The organism is Streptomyces sp. NPDC012637, assembly GCF_042954805.1.
GTDB lineage: Bacteria > Actinomycetota > Actinomycetes > Streptomycetales > Streptomycetaceae > Streptomyces.
Map to the genome: position 1 here is coordinate 300,432 of NZ_JBIBDS010000006.1, position 14,826 is coordinate 315,257.

A 14,826-nucleotide genomic window follows, 5' to 3' on the forward strand; every position below is an offset into this window, starting at 1 on the left:
GCAGGGCTCTACGGCCGATCAACGCCCGATCACCGCACGTTCACGGGTCCTCCACGGTGTCCCCCACTGTGTGGACGCACCCCGGCTTGCGCCTCTCGGTGCTGTCCTGGCGGGTGGGGCCGACGGTGACGTGGGCGCCGACGCGTCCGGCGCGCGGCATGCCCGCTTCCCGCCGCCCCTGGTCAGCAGTGCCGCGATCGGCGAACCTGGGCGCATGCTGTTGCCCCACACCCGTGCGGAGACCGAGCTGATCGAGGTCGTCCGCATCGCCGATCCCGCCAGTCACCTCACGTCGAGGGAGCTGACCGGTGACACCGTCGCGATCTGGGCGGAGGACGAGGCGGAGGAGGCACTGGCTCTGGTCGCCGACCTGCCGAGCGACGAGCTGTACCGCTGCTTCCTGCCGGGCTGGGGAATCCGGGCGCACGGCGCCGACGATCGGCTCTTCGAGATCGCCTTCTGCTTCCGCTGCCACGGGGCCCGCGTCTGGGGACCGGGCGTCACCGCCGAACAGCGGCACCAGACTTTCGACGCCCAGAGCCTGGCGGCCCGCGAACTCCTCAGCAGATTCCGTGCCTGTCTGCTGGACTGACCGTCCACGGACGACGGCGCTTCCCCCGCAGGGGGCGCCGGGCAGGACAGCCCGGCGCCCCTGCGTGGGGTCAGACCTTCGCGGTTCTCACCGTCTCTCGGTCCGCTGGTCCACGCTCACGCGCTTCACGTCACCGCCACCGGCCAGGGTGACCCAGTTGCCGTGGACGCCTTCCTTGACGTGGAAGGACCCGTCGAGGATCACTCCGATCCAGTTCTCCTCAAGGACGAAGTCGCTCGCGCGACCATCAGGGTTCAACGTCGCCCAGGGCGCGTCCCGGCCGTCCTTCGCGAACACCACACCCGCACCATTACTGAACGCGAAACGGTTGCCCTCAATGGCGATCTTCTTCACGTCACCACCACCGGCCAACGCGACCCAACCACCGAAGACACCCTCCTTCACATGGAAAGACCCGTCCAGGATCGCCCCGATCCAGTTGCCTTCCAGGACGAAGTCACTCGCACGACCATCGGGGTTCAACGTCGCCCAGGGCGCGTCCCGGCCGTCCTTCACGAAGATGACGCCCGCCCCGTTCATGAACGCGATCCGGTCACCGCTCAGCTTGAACGACTTCACGTCACCGCCGCCGGTCAGCTTGTGCCAACTGCCGTACAGGCCGTCCTTGATGAACAGGTCACCGTCCAGGATCGCACCGATCCGGTTCCCCGAGACCTGGAAGGCGGACGCCCGCCCGTCAGGATTCAGCACCGCCCAGGGAGCGTCCCGCCCGCCCTTCGCCAGGACCACACCCGCACCATTGGAGAACGCGAAGCGGGAGACCGTCACCGTGGCGGGCTCCGTGTTCTGCGGTCGAGCGGGGCGACCGTGGAGCGAGGTCTAGAGACCCGGGCCGTTGTACGCGCCGCGGTGCGGCTTCGTCGTCGCGGAGACCGGGTTCGCCCAGTAGTCGCGGCCTCCGTTGCCGCTGATCACGGAACCGTTGTTCAGGGCCGGCGAGGTGGCGCGCAGCTTGTAGCCGTCGACCGAGTGGATGGTGTCGCCGCCGGTGCCGGGGTTCACGAACCGCGGGTCGCCGACGATGCCGTTGGCCGTCGGGCGTGGCACGTCCTGGAAGACGTTCCACAGCCACGTGATGCCGGCGCCGGTGGGCAGCCGGGAGTCGGCGGTGCCCACCCAGATGTTGTTCTCGACGACGCTCTCCTCGGGGAGCGTGACGTCGAGTCTCCGGTCCGTGCAGTAGAAGACGTTGTTGTACATGTGGAGTGCCGACCGGCCGGCGCTGACGCTGCTCATGCGGCAGTCGTTCTCGGAGATGTTGAACCGGATGACCTGCTTGGCGCCGCCGATGGTTCCGCAGCCGTCGCAGTCGAGGAAGAAGCCGCCGATGTTGTCGCGGCTGAAGTTGTACTGGATCGTGCAGGTGCCGGTGTTGCCCCAGTCGCAGTCGAAGGCCTGGCTGTCGGCCACCGACATCCGCGTGATGCCGTACACGGCGTTCTTCTGGATGGTCGGGTCGCGGTCGCCGAGCACCCAGATTCCGGCGAAGTTCCCGCCGGAGAACGGGTACGCGCCGTTGCCGACCCCGGAGGCGTTGTTGTACTGGATCATCGGCGCGTCGGCGTAGCTGGCGATGATGCCGTCACCGCCCACGTCCTTGATGACGTTGTGCTCGATCAGCACGCCGGATCCCTTGACCGACATCGCCCCGACGCGGATCTTGAGGCCGCCGCCGCCCGTGTTGCTGATCTGGTTGTGGTGGACGTGGACGTCGTTGAGCGTCGAGTCGGTGCCGCTCGCCCCGGTGACGATGCCCGCGGACTGCACGAAGTCCTCGGTGGCCGGGCTGGTCTTGTTCGTCTGTCCGGCCACCCGGTCGACGACGAGGTGGCCGATGTCGAACCCGCGGTGCGCCGTGCCGTCGGTGGCGGAGATCCGTAGGCCGGTACGGCGCGCCAGGGAGGAGGCCGGGTTGGTCAGCTTGAGGTTGCTGATCCGCCAGTGGTCCTGGTTGGTCAGGGAGACCGCGTCGGCGGCACCGTTGCCGTCGATCACGGGCAGCGCGCCGGTGCCGTACGAGGTGAGGGTGACGGGCGCGGTGGCGGTGCCGCTGCCGCGCGGAGCGAGCGAACCCGTGCACGTGGTGCCGGACGCGAAGGCGAGGGTGTCGCCGGGGGCGTACGTCCTGCCGTTGGCCTGGCCGATGCTGTTGAACGGCGATGCCTGGCTGCCGTCGCCCGCGACCGGGAGGGAGCAGTCCACGTACGTCGTGTTTCCCGCGGCGGACGCCGAGGGCGCGGCCGAGGCGGAGGCCTCGGCGAGAGCCACGGTTCCGGTGAGAGCGAGGGCTATGGCGAGGAGCCCGCGGCCCGTCGCCCGTCGGCCCGCGAATGGCCCGATGGTCATGACGCAACACCCTTCTGGCGGTCTGGTGTCGCCAGAAGCTAGGGGTGACCGATGATCGAGTCAATGCACATTTGTCGAATGATCGAATTTCGATCAGGATATGGGCGATCGTCCCCGTGGCGGCAGTAGCGGCGTGCCGCCGGCCCCTCCGGGCTGGGCCCGGCACCGTAGCTGGTTCAGCCGTTCTTTCGCTCCGACGGCGCAGTGGGGACGTTCCCGGATGGCGCAGCCTCAGCGGCTGCCTCCTAGTGGTGTTCAGAACGCGCTTGTCGGCGCGTCTTGATCCAACCACGGTGGACGCCCTGACCAGGTGTCCGCGATCGGAGCACCACTGTCATGACCCCCGAACCCTTCGACATCAAAACGGCGGACGACTACGACACGGGGGTCCGGGACACCTCTCGGGAGCCCGACACCGTCGAGCCCGGCACCGTGGAGCCCGATACCGTCGAGCCCGGCACCATGGAGCCCGACACCGTGGAGCCCGGGCCTTCGGACCGGCACGCCGCTCCCGAACCGGAAGCCGCACGGGCCGAGGCGATACGGTCCGAAGCCGCGCAGTCCCGGCCCGAGGGGCCTGAACCCGCGCGGTCCCAGCCCGCCGACCACGACACCGCTGCCGAGCCCGGCGCCGCGGACCCCGCTCCCGAACACGGCCCCGCAGTTCAGGACGAGGGCGGGGACGAGGACGGCGACGAGGCGATCCGCACCCTGTTGTGGACGGCAGCGACCGAGCGGCCGGTACCGGAGGTGGCCGCGCTCGTCGCCCGGCTCAACGAGTCCGGCGAGCTGTCACGACCCGCCGACCTGGCGCTGCGGGCCGCCGCCGTGTCCCGTCCGCTCGAAGAGGTGCGGCAGCTGGTCTCCCTGCTCAACGAAGCGGGGTACGACCTCCGTCAGGCCGAGACGACCCTGCGCGCCGCGGCCGTGGGCAGGCCGATCGAGGACATCGTCGCGCTCGTGAACATCATCGGCGCCGACAGCAGCAGCTGGCGGGCCGTCGGCGGCGGGGAGGACCCTTCACGGCCGACCATGACGGACGGGCGGCCCGCGTCCGCCTCCGCGCCCGCGCTCCCGCCCGCATCCGGGGCAGGAGCGTCGCCGAAGCCGTCGCGCGGGCCGAGGACGTCGGCGAGGTCGCCGCTGGACCACGCCCTCGCGGCAGGCCCGGGCAGCCACACGTCCACGCCCGCGTTGCGTTCGCCCCTGCGCTGGCCGGCGGCGGCCGCGCTGCTCGCGTGCGGCCTGATCCACCTGCCGACCGATGTGGAGGGCCTGCGCTCCGGCGCCAACACCTCCCTGCTGTCGATCGTGGTCACCCTGTTCTGCCTGGTGTGCGGCGCTTGGCTCGCGATGCGGGACAGCGCGACGGCCTGGGCCGCCACGGCGACGGGCACCGTCGGACTCCTCGCGGTCCACGTCCTCGCGGGCGCGCGCACGGTGGACGTGCTGCAGGCCAGCCTCGGCTCGCGGTTCGCCTGGGCGCAGGCCCTGGCCGTCCTGAGCTGCGCGGCCGTGATCGCCCTGGCGGCCGTGACGCTGTTCCGTCACACGAGGGCGACCGGCGCCGCCGACGGCGCCTGACCGCCCCGCCGCGGCAGGCGTCACCACCCGTGACCAGGCCGTGACGACGGCCGACGGCGGATTCGATTCCGTGTGACCGGTGCGCAGGGACCTGTTCCGGTGCATGCTGTGCATCATGTGGTGTCGAGTTCCTGTCTGGAGGCCGAACGAGTGCACGGCGGCAACGGGCGACGGCGCCTGACCAGGCGCGCCTCGGCCACGCGGAGCGGCGCGACCCACCGCCTGGCCGGGGCCCGCGGGCGGCTCGGCAGGGGTGTCGGCGGCGAGGTGCCCCTCGACGGGCTCACCACGCGCGGCCGGCTCGCCTGGCTGAATTCCGCCGCCTCGCGGATCGGCACGACCCTGGACCTGGAGCGCACCGCCGAGGAGCTCACCCGGTTCACCGTGCCCGATTTCGCCGACGGGGCGGCCGTGGACATCCTGGAGAGCGTCCTGCGGGGCGACGAGGGGGCGCGGTGGACGGGCACGGGCATTCCCCCGATGCGGGCCACGGCGATCTCCGCCGTCGAGGAGCTGTCGTCGCTCGAGCCGACTCCGGTGGGCGAGACGTTCGTCCGTGACGAGTGGCACCACGAGACGTTGCTGCACCGCTACTGCCTGCGGCAGGGCAGACCCGTGCTCGTGAGCCGCATGCGCCACGACGACTACCTCAAGGTCGCGCCCACCGAGAGCGCCGCGGCGAAGATGCGGGCCGCGGGGGTCCACAGCTACCTGGCGGTGCCGCTCATCGCCCGTGGGCTGCTGCTCGGTTCCGCCGACTTCGTCCGCGGCCCCGGCTCGCCGCCGTTCACCCGCACGGATCTGGCGCTGGCGGAGCAACTCGCCTCCCAGGCCGCCGTGTTCCTCGACAACGCGCGGCTGTACGGGCGGGAGCGCGAGCACGTGGTCTCGTTGCAGCGCACGCTGCTGCCGCGCGCCACCCCGGTCACGCAGGGGCTGCGCGTGCACGCCGAGTACGCGCCCACGGCGACCTACCACGGGGCGGGCGGTGACTGGTACGACGTGATGCCCCTGCCCGGCGGGCGGACGGCCCTCATGGTGGGGGACGTGATGGGCCACGGGCTTCCGGCCGCCGCCACGATGGGGCGCCTGCGGGCGGTCGCCCGGACCCTGATGACCCTCGACATGGCCCCGGAACGCGTCCTGGCGCGGCTCGACCTCGCCACCCGCGACCTGGAGGACGAGCAGGTCGCCACGTTTCTCTGCGCGGTCTTCGATCCGGCGGACTCCAGCTGCACGCTGGCCCTCGCCGGGCACCTGCCACCGCTGCTCCTCGACGGTCGGGGCTCCGCCGGGTTCGTCGACGTGCCGATCGGCGCGCCGCTCGGAGCGGGAGTCATCCCGTACGACCCGGTGCGTCTGACGGTCCCGGAGGGGGGCGGTCTGGTCCTGTACACGGACGGGCTCGTCAAGTCACGGCAGGCGGACCTGAGCGACCAGCTGGAGCTGCTGCGTTCGGCGGCGCGGGACCTGAGCCGGGAGGCCCTCGAGGGCGGCGGGCTCGTGGAGAGGGCCCCGGCCGGTCCGGAACGCTTCGACGAGGCCGTGGTGCTCAGCGCGACGACCGCGGAGGAGGGCCGGGACGACCTGCGCGTATGGCAGCTGCCGCAGGACGGGCGGGCCGCGTCCGCGGCGCGGCACCTGGTCAAGGAGCAGCTCGCCGCGTGGCACCTCGGGGACCTGGCCGACGTGTGCGAACTCGTCGTCTCGGAACTCGTCGGGAACGCGCTCCGCTACGGCAACGGGCCCGGTGCGCTGCGCCTGCTGCGGGGCGACCGTCTGGTCGTGGAGGTCTCGGACACGGGTCCCGACCTGCCCCAGATCCAGCACGCGGACGTCAGCGACGAGGGCGGCCGCGGCCTCCAGCTCGTCAACATGCTCTGCCGCCGCTGGGGTTCCTGCCGTACCGCGACCGGCAAGGTCGTCTGGGCGGAGCAGAACATGCCCTCCTGAGGGGCCCGGGGAAGAGGGCCGGGGCACGCGGGTGCGCGTCCCGGCCGGGTCACGTCAGGACGGCTGGTGGGTCCACTTCTGGTTGGCGCCGCCCGTGCAGGTCCAGATCTGGGCGCGGGTTCCGTCGGCCGACGAGTTGCCCGTGACGTCCAGGCACTTGTCGGCGGCCGTGTTGACGACGTCGTGGGTCGTGGGGTCGTACGACCAGCGTTGTGCGCCCGTCCCGTTGCAGGTGTAGAGCTGCACCTTGGTGCCGTCGGCGGTGCCGCCCGCGGTGGCGTCGAGGCACTTGCCGAGGGCGCGGACGCTGCCGTCGGCGGCGAGCGTCCAGCGCTGGGCCGTGGTGCCGTTGCAGGTGTAGAGCTGGACGGGGGTGCCGTCTGCGGTGGCCGCGCCGGCCACGTCGAGGCACTTGCCGGCCAGTCCGGTCAGCGGGCCGGTGGGGGCGGCGCCGCCGGGCGTGCCGGCCCAGGTGAAGGTCGCGGTGGTACGGGCGGGCAGGGTGTACGTGAAGGACTGGCCGCCCCAGTCGACCCGGACGGACCGGGCGGAGGTGCCGCCGTTGTGGGCGATGAGCGCCTTGGAGCCGTCCGGGTTGCGCCAGGCGACGTTGGGGAGGGCCTGGTCGTCGGTCGAGGCGATCCGGTACGCGCCGGGCCGGACGAACTTCGTGAGGTGGCCGGTCGTGTAGTACTCGATCGTGTAGTCGACCTGACCGGCGCGTGCGCCGCCCTCCTGGACGGTGATCAGACCGGTGCAGGTGCCGCAACCGCCGTTGTGCGGGCCCATGTCCTGGTTGAGGGCCAGGCTCCACTTCACCAGGCTGCTGCTCCAGTTGCGGGCGTAGCCGACGATGTCCTTCAGGTCCTCGTCGTGCTGGTTCGTGACCCAGGTGCCGCCGGAGTGCTCGGTGCTGAACTGCCGGACGGACGGGTACTGGGCGTGCACCTGGCTGCCGACGGCCGGGTCGCCGAAGTAGCCGTGCCAGGCGATCCCGCCGAAGAGGGGGTCGTTGCGCACGCCGGCGTCGCCGAGCACGCCCGCGCCGAAGTTCGCGTAGTCGCCGTAGTTCCAGTCGTGTACGAGGACCTTGGTGGTGAGGCCGGCTGCGCGGAAGGCGGGGTAGACGTGGTTCTTGGTGAACTCGACCAGGCCTGAGGGGTTCCAGCTCATGCCCGGGTAGTTCATGGCGGTGGGGTTGCCGGCCTGGCAGCAGTTCGGCTCGTTCTGGACGGAGAGGTAGTCGACCTTGATCCCGGCCGCCTGGTAGCTCTGGACGTACTTCACCAGGTACTGGGCGTAGAGCGGGTAGTACTCCCACTTCAGCCAGCCCATCTGGTCCATCCGGCCGTTGTCCTTCATCCATCCCGGGGCGCTCCACGGCACGCCCTTCACGCGGAGGGCCGGGTTGAGCTGCTTGGCCTGGACGGTCAGCAGGCGCACGTTCGTGTCGTAGCCGTTGGCCCCGAAGTCGGAGAGGTCGCAGCAGGTGTCGTCGAGGGAGACGTTGCCGGGCCGGGAGAGGTCGGAGGCGCCGATCGGGTTGCGGACGAAGGAGAGCCCGATCCCCTCGGTCGGGGAGAACAGTCGGCGCATGACCTCGTCGCGGGTGGCGGCGCTGACCGCCCCGCCGCGCAGGAGGTGGGCGGTCGTGTCGGTGATGGACGCGCCCCCGCCCTCGAACTGCTGGTAGGTGGTGGCCTCGTCCACGGCGATGGTGTGGTTCGCGCTGCCGCCGGCGGGACCGAAGGCGGTCGGTGTCTGGGGCGCGAGGCCGCGCGTGACGGTACGGCCGCCCGAGTCCGAGGTGGTGGTCAGCCAGACGTCCACCCGCTCGCCGGCGGCCTGGGCGTCGCCGGGACCGGCCATGACGAGGCCGCTCGCGAGGAGGGCGCCGGTCACGAGGGTGGCGAGGCGGCGGGGGCGCCGCCTGCCGCGGCGCGCGGGGAACCAAGACTTGTAGTGCACCTGACAGCCTTTCGGGTGGAGGGTGCCATGCCGCCACGACGGTCCCGCACGACTGGACCGCCCTGCGTCCCGCGGCACGACAAGGCTTTTTTCAAGGTGTGAAGTTATGGAGGCGACCAGGGCCCGTCAACCCCCTGCGCGTACAACTCCCGAACTCACGGGGCGCGTTCGGGAGATCCGGACGACGAGAGGGCCCTCCCCCGTGCGGGAAGGGCCCTCTGTCGTTCTCCTGATGCCGTGCCGGTCAGCTCTCCGCCTGCTCCCGGCGGCGGCGCCACCAGACGAGCGCGCCACCCGCGGCGACCGCGGCGGCGGCGATGCCGGCGATCAGGCCGACGGGAGTGTCGCTGCCGGTGTCGGCGAGGTCGCCGTCAGGGTCCTTCGGGCCGGGCGGGGCCGTCTGGGAGGGACCGCCGCTCGTCGGCGTCGGGTCCGGCTTCCCCGTGGCGGTCGGGGTCGGGTCCGGCTTGCCGGTGCCGGTCGGGCTCGGCGTGGGGGTGGGCGTGCCGCCCTCGGAGTGCCCGGCGCTGTTGCCGCCGAACATCAGGTAGCCGGCCTTGTGCGGGTCGTCGGCGATCGTGTCGACCGCGAAGCCGACCGTGCGGGGCTTGTAGCGCTGCTCGGTGCGGAAGCGGACCGGGTTCATGTTCTGCTTGGGCTGCTTCGAGAAGTCCACGCCGCCCACCGTGTAGACGTAGACGTCCTCGCCGTTGGACCACTTGTACTTGAAGGTGCCCTCGGTGAACGCCTTGTAGTAGCGCTCCCAGACCTGCCTGCCGGTCCAGTCCTGGTGCGGGGCGCGCAGCGGCCAGCGCGTCACGTCGTTGCTGTTGATGATCCTGCGGTACTCGGCGGGCATGTCGGCGGCGTTCTGACGCACCCACTCGGCGGCGACGCGGGCCGTGTAGACGCGGCGCAGGTCGCCGTAGTACTCGCCGTTGTTGACCTTCTCCGCGACCAGGGGCGTGATGTAGCGGTCGAGGACGGCGTCCGACTGCTGCGTCTCCGCCTCGGTGAGGTCACAGCCCTTGCCGCCGGGCGGCTGGGTGTGGGTCTCCTGCGGCACCGTGGACAGCTTCAGCGGCGTGTCGAGGATGTGGATGCCGCCGTCCTGCTCGCGGACGACGGCGGTCTCCGGCTCGATCCAGTAGCGGAACCCGGCCCAGCACGGGAATCCGTTCCGCTTGGGCAGGGCGTTCATGAAGTTCCGGCCCGCCTCCGTCTCCGGATCCATGGCCTTGAAGATGTCGTGCTTCAGCTCCAGGTCCGCCTCCAGCAGCACCCGTCCGGCGTCCGTCTTGCCGAACTTGGCGTCGATGATGCGGTTCGGCTCGTCCGGGTTGAGGTTCACCCAGAACGTCGACGGGTCGAGCGCGAGCCAGGTGAAGAACGCGTCGGAGATCAGGGCGCCCTTCTCCTGACCGCCCCATCCGGCCGCGTACTCGTCCTCCACCGACTTGGCGGAGAACGCGTAGTCCAGGCCCTTGCCGCCCTTGCCCTTGCCGATGTACCGGAGGTCGAGGGTGGTGAAGTCGATGCCGCCGAGGCCGCGGTTCATCAGCGCCCGCTCCCCGGTCTTCCCCAGCCGGTCGAGCTGTTCCTTGAGGGTCTGCGGGTTCGGCGGCGACTGCTTGATCACTTGGTTGCCCGAGCCCCGGGACCCGGTGGAGGCACCGTTGCCCGGCGACATCGTGGTGCCGTTCGCGCGGTACGGGCCGTTCTCGGTGCCCTTGGGCGGCACGCCCTTGTGGTGGGACTGGTAGTCGTAGAAGCGGACCCGGTCACGGCCGAGCGCGTCCTTGCCCGCGGTGTTCTTCAGCTCCGCCATGAACTTCTTGGCGTCACTGGTCTGGTTCTCGGCGAAGACGTAGGTGTACTTGTACGAGCGCCAGCCCTGGTGCTTCGCCCAGGCCCGGTCCGCGGGCTTCTCGCGGCCCTCGGGGCTGCCGTTGGACTTGACCTCGACGAACTCCCGGGTCCGCTTGTTGTACGCGTCCGGCCGGCGCAGGTGGCGCTCGCCCGTGTCGGGGTCGGTGAAGTAGAACTCCTTCTCGCAGATCCAGTCCGGACCCGTCAGACCCATCTCGCGCACGACCTTGGCCATGAACGCCTTGCCGCGGGCGTCGTGACCCTGGTTCGGGATGTAGACCTTGGCCAGGTAGTCGCCGAAGTCCTTCCACCGCTTCTGCGCGTTGAACCGGGCGTAGATGCGGCGCGGGTCGCTGTGGTCGTACTTGTCGTAGTCGCTGCCCGCGGCCTTCAACTCCTCCGTGGTGGGGTTGAGTCCGTCGAACTGCAGACCCGCGTTGGTGTACTCGTAGGTGTCCCACCGGTCCACCGCGCGGGAGGCGTCGCCCTGGGGCAGGCCGCCCGTGGGCACGTTCTTCACCCCGTACATCTCGTCGCAGCGCTTGCCGGGCTTCAGCGGCCGCGGCGCGGCCTCGGCGACGCCGGTGACGGGCTGGCCGGTGACGGTGACGACGGTGGCGCAGGCGAGCGCCACCAGGCTTCTTCTGAACGCACGCCAGCGGCGTGCTATTCGGGCTGACTTCACAGTGCTTTCCCCCGGGAGCCCCCACGGGTTCGGATTCCGGCCGCGCGGCGCCAGGGCCCCCGATGCTCACGTGGGCGCCGCACGAGCCACCCGATCCTAGGGCCTCGCTTTGCCCGAGCAACGGGGTTTCGGCGGTGCGGCGTGTGTCAACTCCGTGGAGATTCGTAGCCGTTGCCGTTCGGGGCGGGAGGATAGGGTTGGCTGCTGTGAGCGAGGAAACCTGGGACGGCGAGGACGAGTACGCCGTCGCCGAACGCATCGACGGGGCGCACGCCGACAATCCCCGCCTGTCGGCGTGGCTGACCGAACAGCAGGGCCGCTTCGAGGACTGGAGCCGTCACCACGGCGGTGGCTGGGACTTCGGCGAACGCTCCCTCGACCGCCTGGAAGCCCTGATCCGCGAACACGTCACGTCCGTCGACGACCTGTTCGCCCGCGAGGCCACGCCGCTGGTCCAGGTCGCCTGCTGGTACGTCGGCGAGGTCCACAACCGCACCCGCGGCACCCAGTGGCGCATGGACCCGGAGCCCGCCGACAGTCACCCCTGGTCCGCACGCCCCTACGTGATCGTGCCCTTCGCGCGGCTGCACGCGTACGAGGACCCCGAGGGCATCGACTACGACGCCAGGCCCCAGCACCACCCGCTCAGCAGCCTCCTCGCCCTCCTCCGCACCGATCCTCCGGCCGGCCAGGACTCGCTGCGGAGCGAACTGGACGACTACGGGCCGGGCGGCCGGTCCGCCACGTAGCGTGGGTGCCATGACGGCGATATCCCCGCGCGAAGCACGGCGCTGCTACAACGCCCACCACCCCGTACACGCGGCGTACTACTTCTCGCCCGAGCACGACGGCACCTACGCGGAGCTCGGTCTGGAGGCCGGTCCCATGGCCTACCTGGCCGGACGGGCCGCGCCTTTCGGGGCGGTCGGCCCCGGAGTGGTCACGGCGGCCTTCTACAACTTCCACCCGGACCTCGTCGCACGGCACCTCCCCCGCACCTGGGAGGTCACGTCGCCCGCCGCCGTCCTGGAGGCACGGCTTCGGATCGCGGACGCGTACCTCGCCCGGCTCCTCGGCCGCGAGGCGCTGACGTCCCCCGAGATGGCGGAGGCCGCCGAGCTGGCCCTCCGGGCGGCCGAAGGGTGCCGCCGGCCAGGCCGGCCCCTGTACTCGGCCAATGCCGACCTGCCGGTGCCCGAGGCTCCGCACCTGGCCCTGTGGCACGCCGCGACGCTGCTGCGCGAGCACCGCGGGGACGGGCACGTCGTCGCGCTCTCCTCAGCCGGTCTCGACGGTCTCGAGGCCCTGGTGTCCCACACCGCCACCGGGACGAACTGGCGGCCCGGGTACCTCCAGTCCGCACGGGGCTGGTCGCCGGACGAGTGGGCGGCGGCACGGCAGCGGCTGCTGGAGCGCGGGATCCTCGACGCCGACGGTGAACTGACCGCCCAGGGCGCGGAGCTGCGCCGTGCCGTCGAGGCCGACACCGACCGCCTGGACGTGGCGCCCTACGAGCACCTGGGGGCGGAGGGCACCCGACGGCTCACGGAGCTGGCGGGCGCCTTCTCCAAGGTGGTCCTCGAGGGCGGCGGGCTGCCGCTCAGGGACATCGGCAAGCGCTGAACGCCGCGGCCCCCCGAGCGCACCGGCCCCGGAACGCCGCGGCCCCCGAACGACCGGGACACCCGGTGCGTTCAGGGGCCGCGGCCCGCGGGCTCAGTCCTCGGAGCCCCGCTCCTTCGCCGCCCGGGCCATCGCCGCGAGCACGTCCTTCAGGGCTCCCAGGGTCGCCTCGTCGTGGACCCGGCCGTCGGCGATCTTGGCACCCGCGAGCGGGATGGGGAGCGATTCCGGGAGCACCCTCGCGCCCATCACCTCCAGGGTCTCCTTCACCCACGCCTGGGCCCGGTCACCGCCGGTCATCGACGGCGACGCGGTGACGACGGCGACGGGCTTGTCGACGAGCTCTCCGCCGCCGACCACCCACTCCAGGCCGTTCTTCAGGACCCCCGACGTGCCGTGCGCGTACTCCGGGCTGGAGATGAGCACCGCGTCGGCGGATTCGAGCAGCGCGCGGAAGGCCATGACCTCGGGCGGCGGGCACTCGCTCTCCACGTCCTGGTTGAAGAACGGCAGCTCCCCCAGGCCCTCGTAGACCGTCATCGAGACCGGCGGCAGGCACAGGTCGGCGACGGTGCGCACCACCGCGGTGTTGAGCGACCTGGCCCGGAGGCTCCCGGATATGGCGACGAATTTCATCTGATTCCTTTCCTGCTTTCAAGCGTTCCCCAGCATCGCGCACGGATCGCGGGCTGTCCCCGCGTTCCCGGAAGGGCGAGCGCGGCGACCGCCCCGGCCCCGACGTCGAGATCGGTCACCGTCCAGGAGCTCGGCCCCGGTCCCGCGTCACAGTGGACCACGACGGTCCCGAGGCGGTCAGGGCTGACGTCGACGGCTGTCAGGTCCGTCGCGATGCCGACGCCGACCGCCTTGGTCACCGCCTCCTTGCGGACCCAGGCGCGGTGGAAGGCTTCCGGCCGCTTCCCCGCCGGAAGTCCGAGGACGTACGCCGCCTCCTTCGGTGACAGGCACTGGGCCGCCAGCTCCCGGACGTCGAGGGGACGCGTCGCCTCGACGTCCACGCCCACCGGCCCGGACGGCGACACGGCCACCAGCGCGTACGGCCCGGAGCGGGAGAAGCTGAAGGCCGCGGACGTCGGGGGGTCGGCGATCCGCGGGGGCCCGTGGCGGTCGCTCCCGCATCCGGGGCACGGGGTGCGGCCCCAGACGATCGCGGCCGGCCCGACGCCCAGGTGCTCGGCGAGCACGCGCCGCAGGACGGCCCGTCCGGCCACGAAGGACGCCCTGTCCCGGGCCCGCAGGTAGCGGTCGGCCCTGGCGCGTTCCGCGTCGTCGAGCAGGGCGAGATCGTTCTCGCTCGCCGAGGAGGGCAGCGGCACTGTCCAGACGAAGGCACCGGCCGACGTCATGCGAGGTGTCCCTGCGCCGTCCGGCGCGCCGCGGCGACCGCCGCGGTGATGCGCCGGGCGACCGGCCGCCGGTGGTCCGCGAGATAGAAGTGCCCTCCGTCGAACATGTTCAGGCCCAGGAAGCGTTCCGTACGGCCCGCCCAGGCGGCCAGGCGGTCCCGCGCGACCACGGGATCGTCGGCACCGCCGAACGCGGAGACCGCGGTGCGCAGCGGTTCGGCGTCCATCACCGGCCGCCAGGTGTCGACGAGAGCGAAATCGCTGCGGAACACGGGACCGAAGTGGCGCCACGTCGCGTCCTCGTCGAGCACCGCGTCAGGTGTGCCGCCGACCGACCGGAGCCAGTCCCTCAGCTCGCCGTCCGTGAGCAGGTGGCGTCCGCCCGGCTTCCCCGGCTCGCGCGCGGCCTGCGGCGCCCCGCAGGAGGACAGGCCCAGCCAGACCGGCAGGGAGCGTCCCTCGGCCGTCAGACGGCGTGTCAGTTCGTACGCGACCAGGGCGCCCATGCTGTGCCCGAAGAAGGCGAAGGGGCGGTCCGTCCAGGGCAGGAGCTCCCTCGAGAAGTAGGCCACCAGCTCGTCGCTGTCGGCGATCGGGGGAGCGCCGCTCAGCCGTCCCCGGCCGGGAGCGTCGAGGACGCACACCTCCCAGTCGGCGGGGAACCCGTACTCCCAGCCCTTGTAGAGGAGGTGCGAGCCACCGGCGTGGTGGAACAGGAACAGCCGCAGCGCGGCCCCCGGAACGGGCCGGGGGCAGGTGACGGCTCCGTGGACCAGCGGACGCCTGGTCGCCCGGGTGGCCAGGCGGGTCACCACGTG

At 71.7% G+C, this 14,826-nt stretch carries 12 protein-coding genes; 5 read left to right on the forward strand and 7 right to left on the reverse strand.

Going from position 1 to position 14,826, the window contains the following annotated elements; translation table 11 throughout:
- Positions 1-214 precede the first annotated feature (214 nt).
- The gene (locus tag ACFY8W_RS24540; protein ID WP_391108950.1) at positions 215-592 is read left to right on the forward strand and encodes a hypothetical protein; all 378 of its coding nucleotides are present in this window, start codon (positions 215-217) and stop codon (positions 590-592) included.
- 87 nt (positions 593-679) lie between these two features.
- Here the strand turns inward: ACFY8W_RS24540 and ACFY8W_RS24545 are convergent, their stop codons facing one another.
- Both ACFY8W_RS24545 and ACFY8W_RS24550 read right to left on the reverse strand, forming a co-directional pair.
- Complete coding sequence (locus tag ACFY8W_RS24545; protein WP_391108953.1) at positions 680-1,381, reverse strand: hypothetical protein; 702 nt, start codon at positions 1,379-1,381, stop codon at positions 680-682.
- Positions 1,382-1,432: 51 nt separating this feature from the next.
- Positions 1,433-2,959 carry a right-handed parallel beta-helix repeat-containing protein gene (locus tag ACFY8W_RS24550; RefSeq protein WP_391108954.1) on the reverse strand — a complete coding sequence of 509 codons (1,527 nt, stop codon included), beginning with the start codon at positions 2,957-2,959 and terminating at the stop codon, positions 1,433-1,435.
- A gap of 336 nt (positions 2,960-3,295) precedes the next feature.
- Here ACFY8W_RS24550 and ACFY8W_RS24555 point away from each other — a divergent pair, with 336 nt between their 5' ends.
- Positions 3,296-4,543, forward strand: coding sequence for a hypothetical protein (locus tag ACFY8W_RS24555; RefSeq protein ID WP_391108957.1), 1,248 nt, complete (start codon positions 3,296-3,298; stop codon positions 4,541-4,543).
- A 150-nt stretch (positions 4,544-4,693) separates the two neighbouring features.
- Entirely contained in the window at positions 4,694-6,496 is a 1,803-nt protein-coding gene (locus ACFY8W_RS24560) for a SpoIIE family protein phosphatase (RefSeq protein ID WP_391109660.1), read from the forward strand.
- A gap of 54 nt (positions 6,497-6,550) precedes the next feature.
- On the opposite strand, the gene ACFY8W_RS24565 is transcribed toward ACFY8W_RS24560, so the two are convergent.
- Both ACFY8W_RS24565 and ACFY8W_RS24570 read right to left on the reverse strand, forming a co-directional pair.
- Positions 6,551-8,464: a ricin-type beta-trefoil lectin domain protein gene (locus ACFY8W_RS24565; protein WP_391108960.1), complete on the reverse strand. Its 1,914-nt coding sequence runs from the start codon at positions 8,462-8,464 to the stop codon at positions 6,551-6,553.
- Positions 8,465-8,708: 244 nt separating this feature from the next.
- On the reverse strand, positions 8,709-10,967 hold the full coding sequence (locus ACFY8W_RS24570; protein ID WP_391108963.1) for an LAETG motif-containing sortase-dependent surface protein: 2,259 nt from the start codon (positions 10,965-10,967) through the stop codon (positions 8,709-8,711).
- 257 nt (positions 10,968-11,224) lie between these two features.
- On the opposite strand from ACFY8W_RS24570, the gene ACFY8W_RS24575 reads away from it, so the two are divergent.
- Together ACFY8W_RS24575 and ACFY8W_RS24580 are read left to right on the forward strand one after the other, a co-directional pair.
- The gene (locus ACFY8W_RS24575) at positions 11,225-11,767 is read left to right on the forward strand and encodes a hypothetical protein (protein ID WP_391108966.1); all 543 of its coding nucleotides are present in this window, start codon (positions 11,225-11,227) and stop codon (positions 11,765-11,767) included.
- 10 nt (positions 11,768-11,777) lie between these two features.
- The gene (locus tag ACFY8W_RS24580; RefSeq protein ID WP_391108969.1) at positions 11,778-12,641 is read left to right on the forward strand and encodes a hypothetical protein; all 864 of its coding nucleotides are present in this window, start codon (positions 11,778-11,780) and stop codon (positions 12,639-12,641) included.
- A gap of 93 nt (positions 12,642-12,734) precedes the next feature.
- On the opposite strand, the gene ACFY8W_RS24585 is transcribed toward ACFY8W_RS24580, so the two are convergent.
- Genes ACFY8W_RS24585 through ACFY8W_RS24595 form a run of 3 tightly spaced genes read right to left on the reverse strand, consistent with a single transcriptional unit; the run spans position 12,735 to position 14,820 of the window.
- A complete protein-coding gene (locus tag ACFY8W_RS24585) occupies positions 12,735-13,277 on the reverse strand; it encodes an NAD(P)H-dependent oxidoreductase (RefSeq protein ID WP_391108972.1) in 543 nt (180 codons plus the stop codon).
- Positions 13,274-14,008 (reverse strand): 4'-phosphopantetheinyl transferase superfamily protein, encoded by a 735-nt coding sequence (locus ACFY8W_RS24590; RefSeq protein WP_391108975.1) that lies wholly within the window; start codon positions 14,006-14,008, stop codon positions 13,274-13,276. Before ACFY8W_RS24590 ends, ACFY8W_RS24585 begins: the two co-directional genes overlap by 4 nt.
- Positions 14,005-14,820 (reverse strand): alpha/beta fold hydrolase, encoded by an 816-nt coding sequence (locus ACFY8W_RS24595; protein ID WP_391108978.1) that lies wholly within the window; start codon positions 14,818-14,820, stop codon positions 14,005-14,007. Before ACFY8W_RS24595 ends, ACFY8W_RS24590 begins: the two co-directional genes overlap by 4 nt.
- Positions 14,821-14,826 lie beyond the last annotated feature (6 nt).

Excerpts from the sequence above, each read along its gene's own strand:
- ACFY8W_RS24585 (WP_391108972.1), bottom strand. The coding sequence starts at position 13,277 with ATGAAATTCGTCGCCATATCCGGGAGCCTCCGGGCCAGGTCGCTCAAC.
- ACFY8W_RS24555 (WP_391108957.1), top strand. The coding sequence starts at position 3,296 with ATGACCCCCGAACCCTTCGACATCAAAACGGCGGACGACTACGACACG.
- ACFY8W_RS24580 (WP_391108969.1), top strand. The coding sequence starts at position 11,778 with ATGACGGCGATATCCCCGCGCGAAGCACGGCGCTGCTACAACGCCCAC.
- ACFY8W_RS24540 (WP_391108950.1), top strand. The coding sequence starts at position 215 with ATGCTGTTGCCCCACACCCGTGCGGAGACCGAGCTGATCGAGGTCGTC.
- ACFY8W_RS24550 (WP_391108954.1), bottom strand. The coding sequence starts at position 2,959 with ATGACCATCGGGCCATTCGCGGGCCGACGGGCGACGGGCCGCGGGCTC.
- ACFY8W_RS24590 (WP_391108975.1), bottom strand. The coding sequence starts at position 14,008 with ATGACGTCGGCCGGTGCCTTCGTCTGGACAGTGCCGCTGCCCTCCTCG.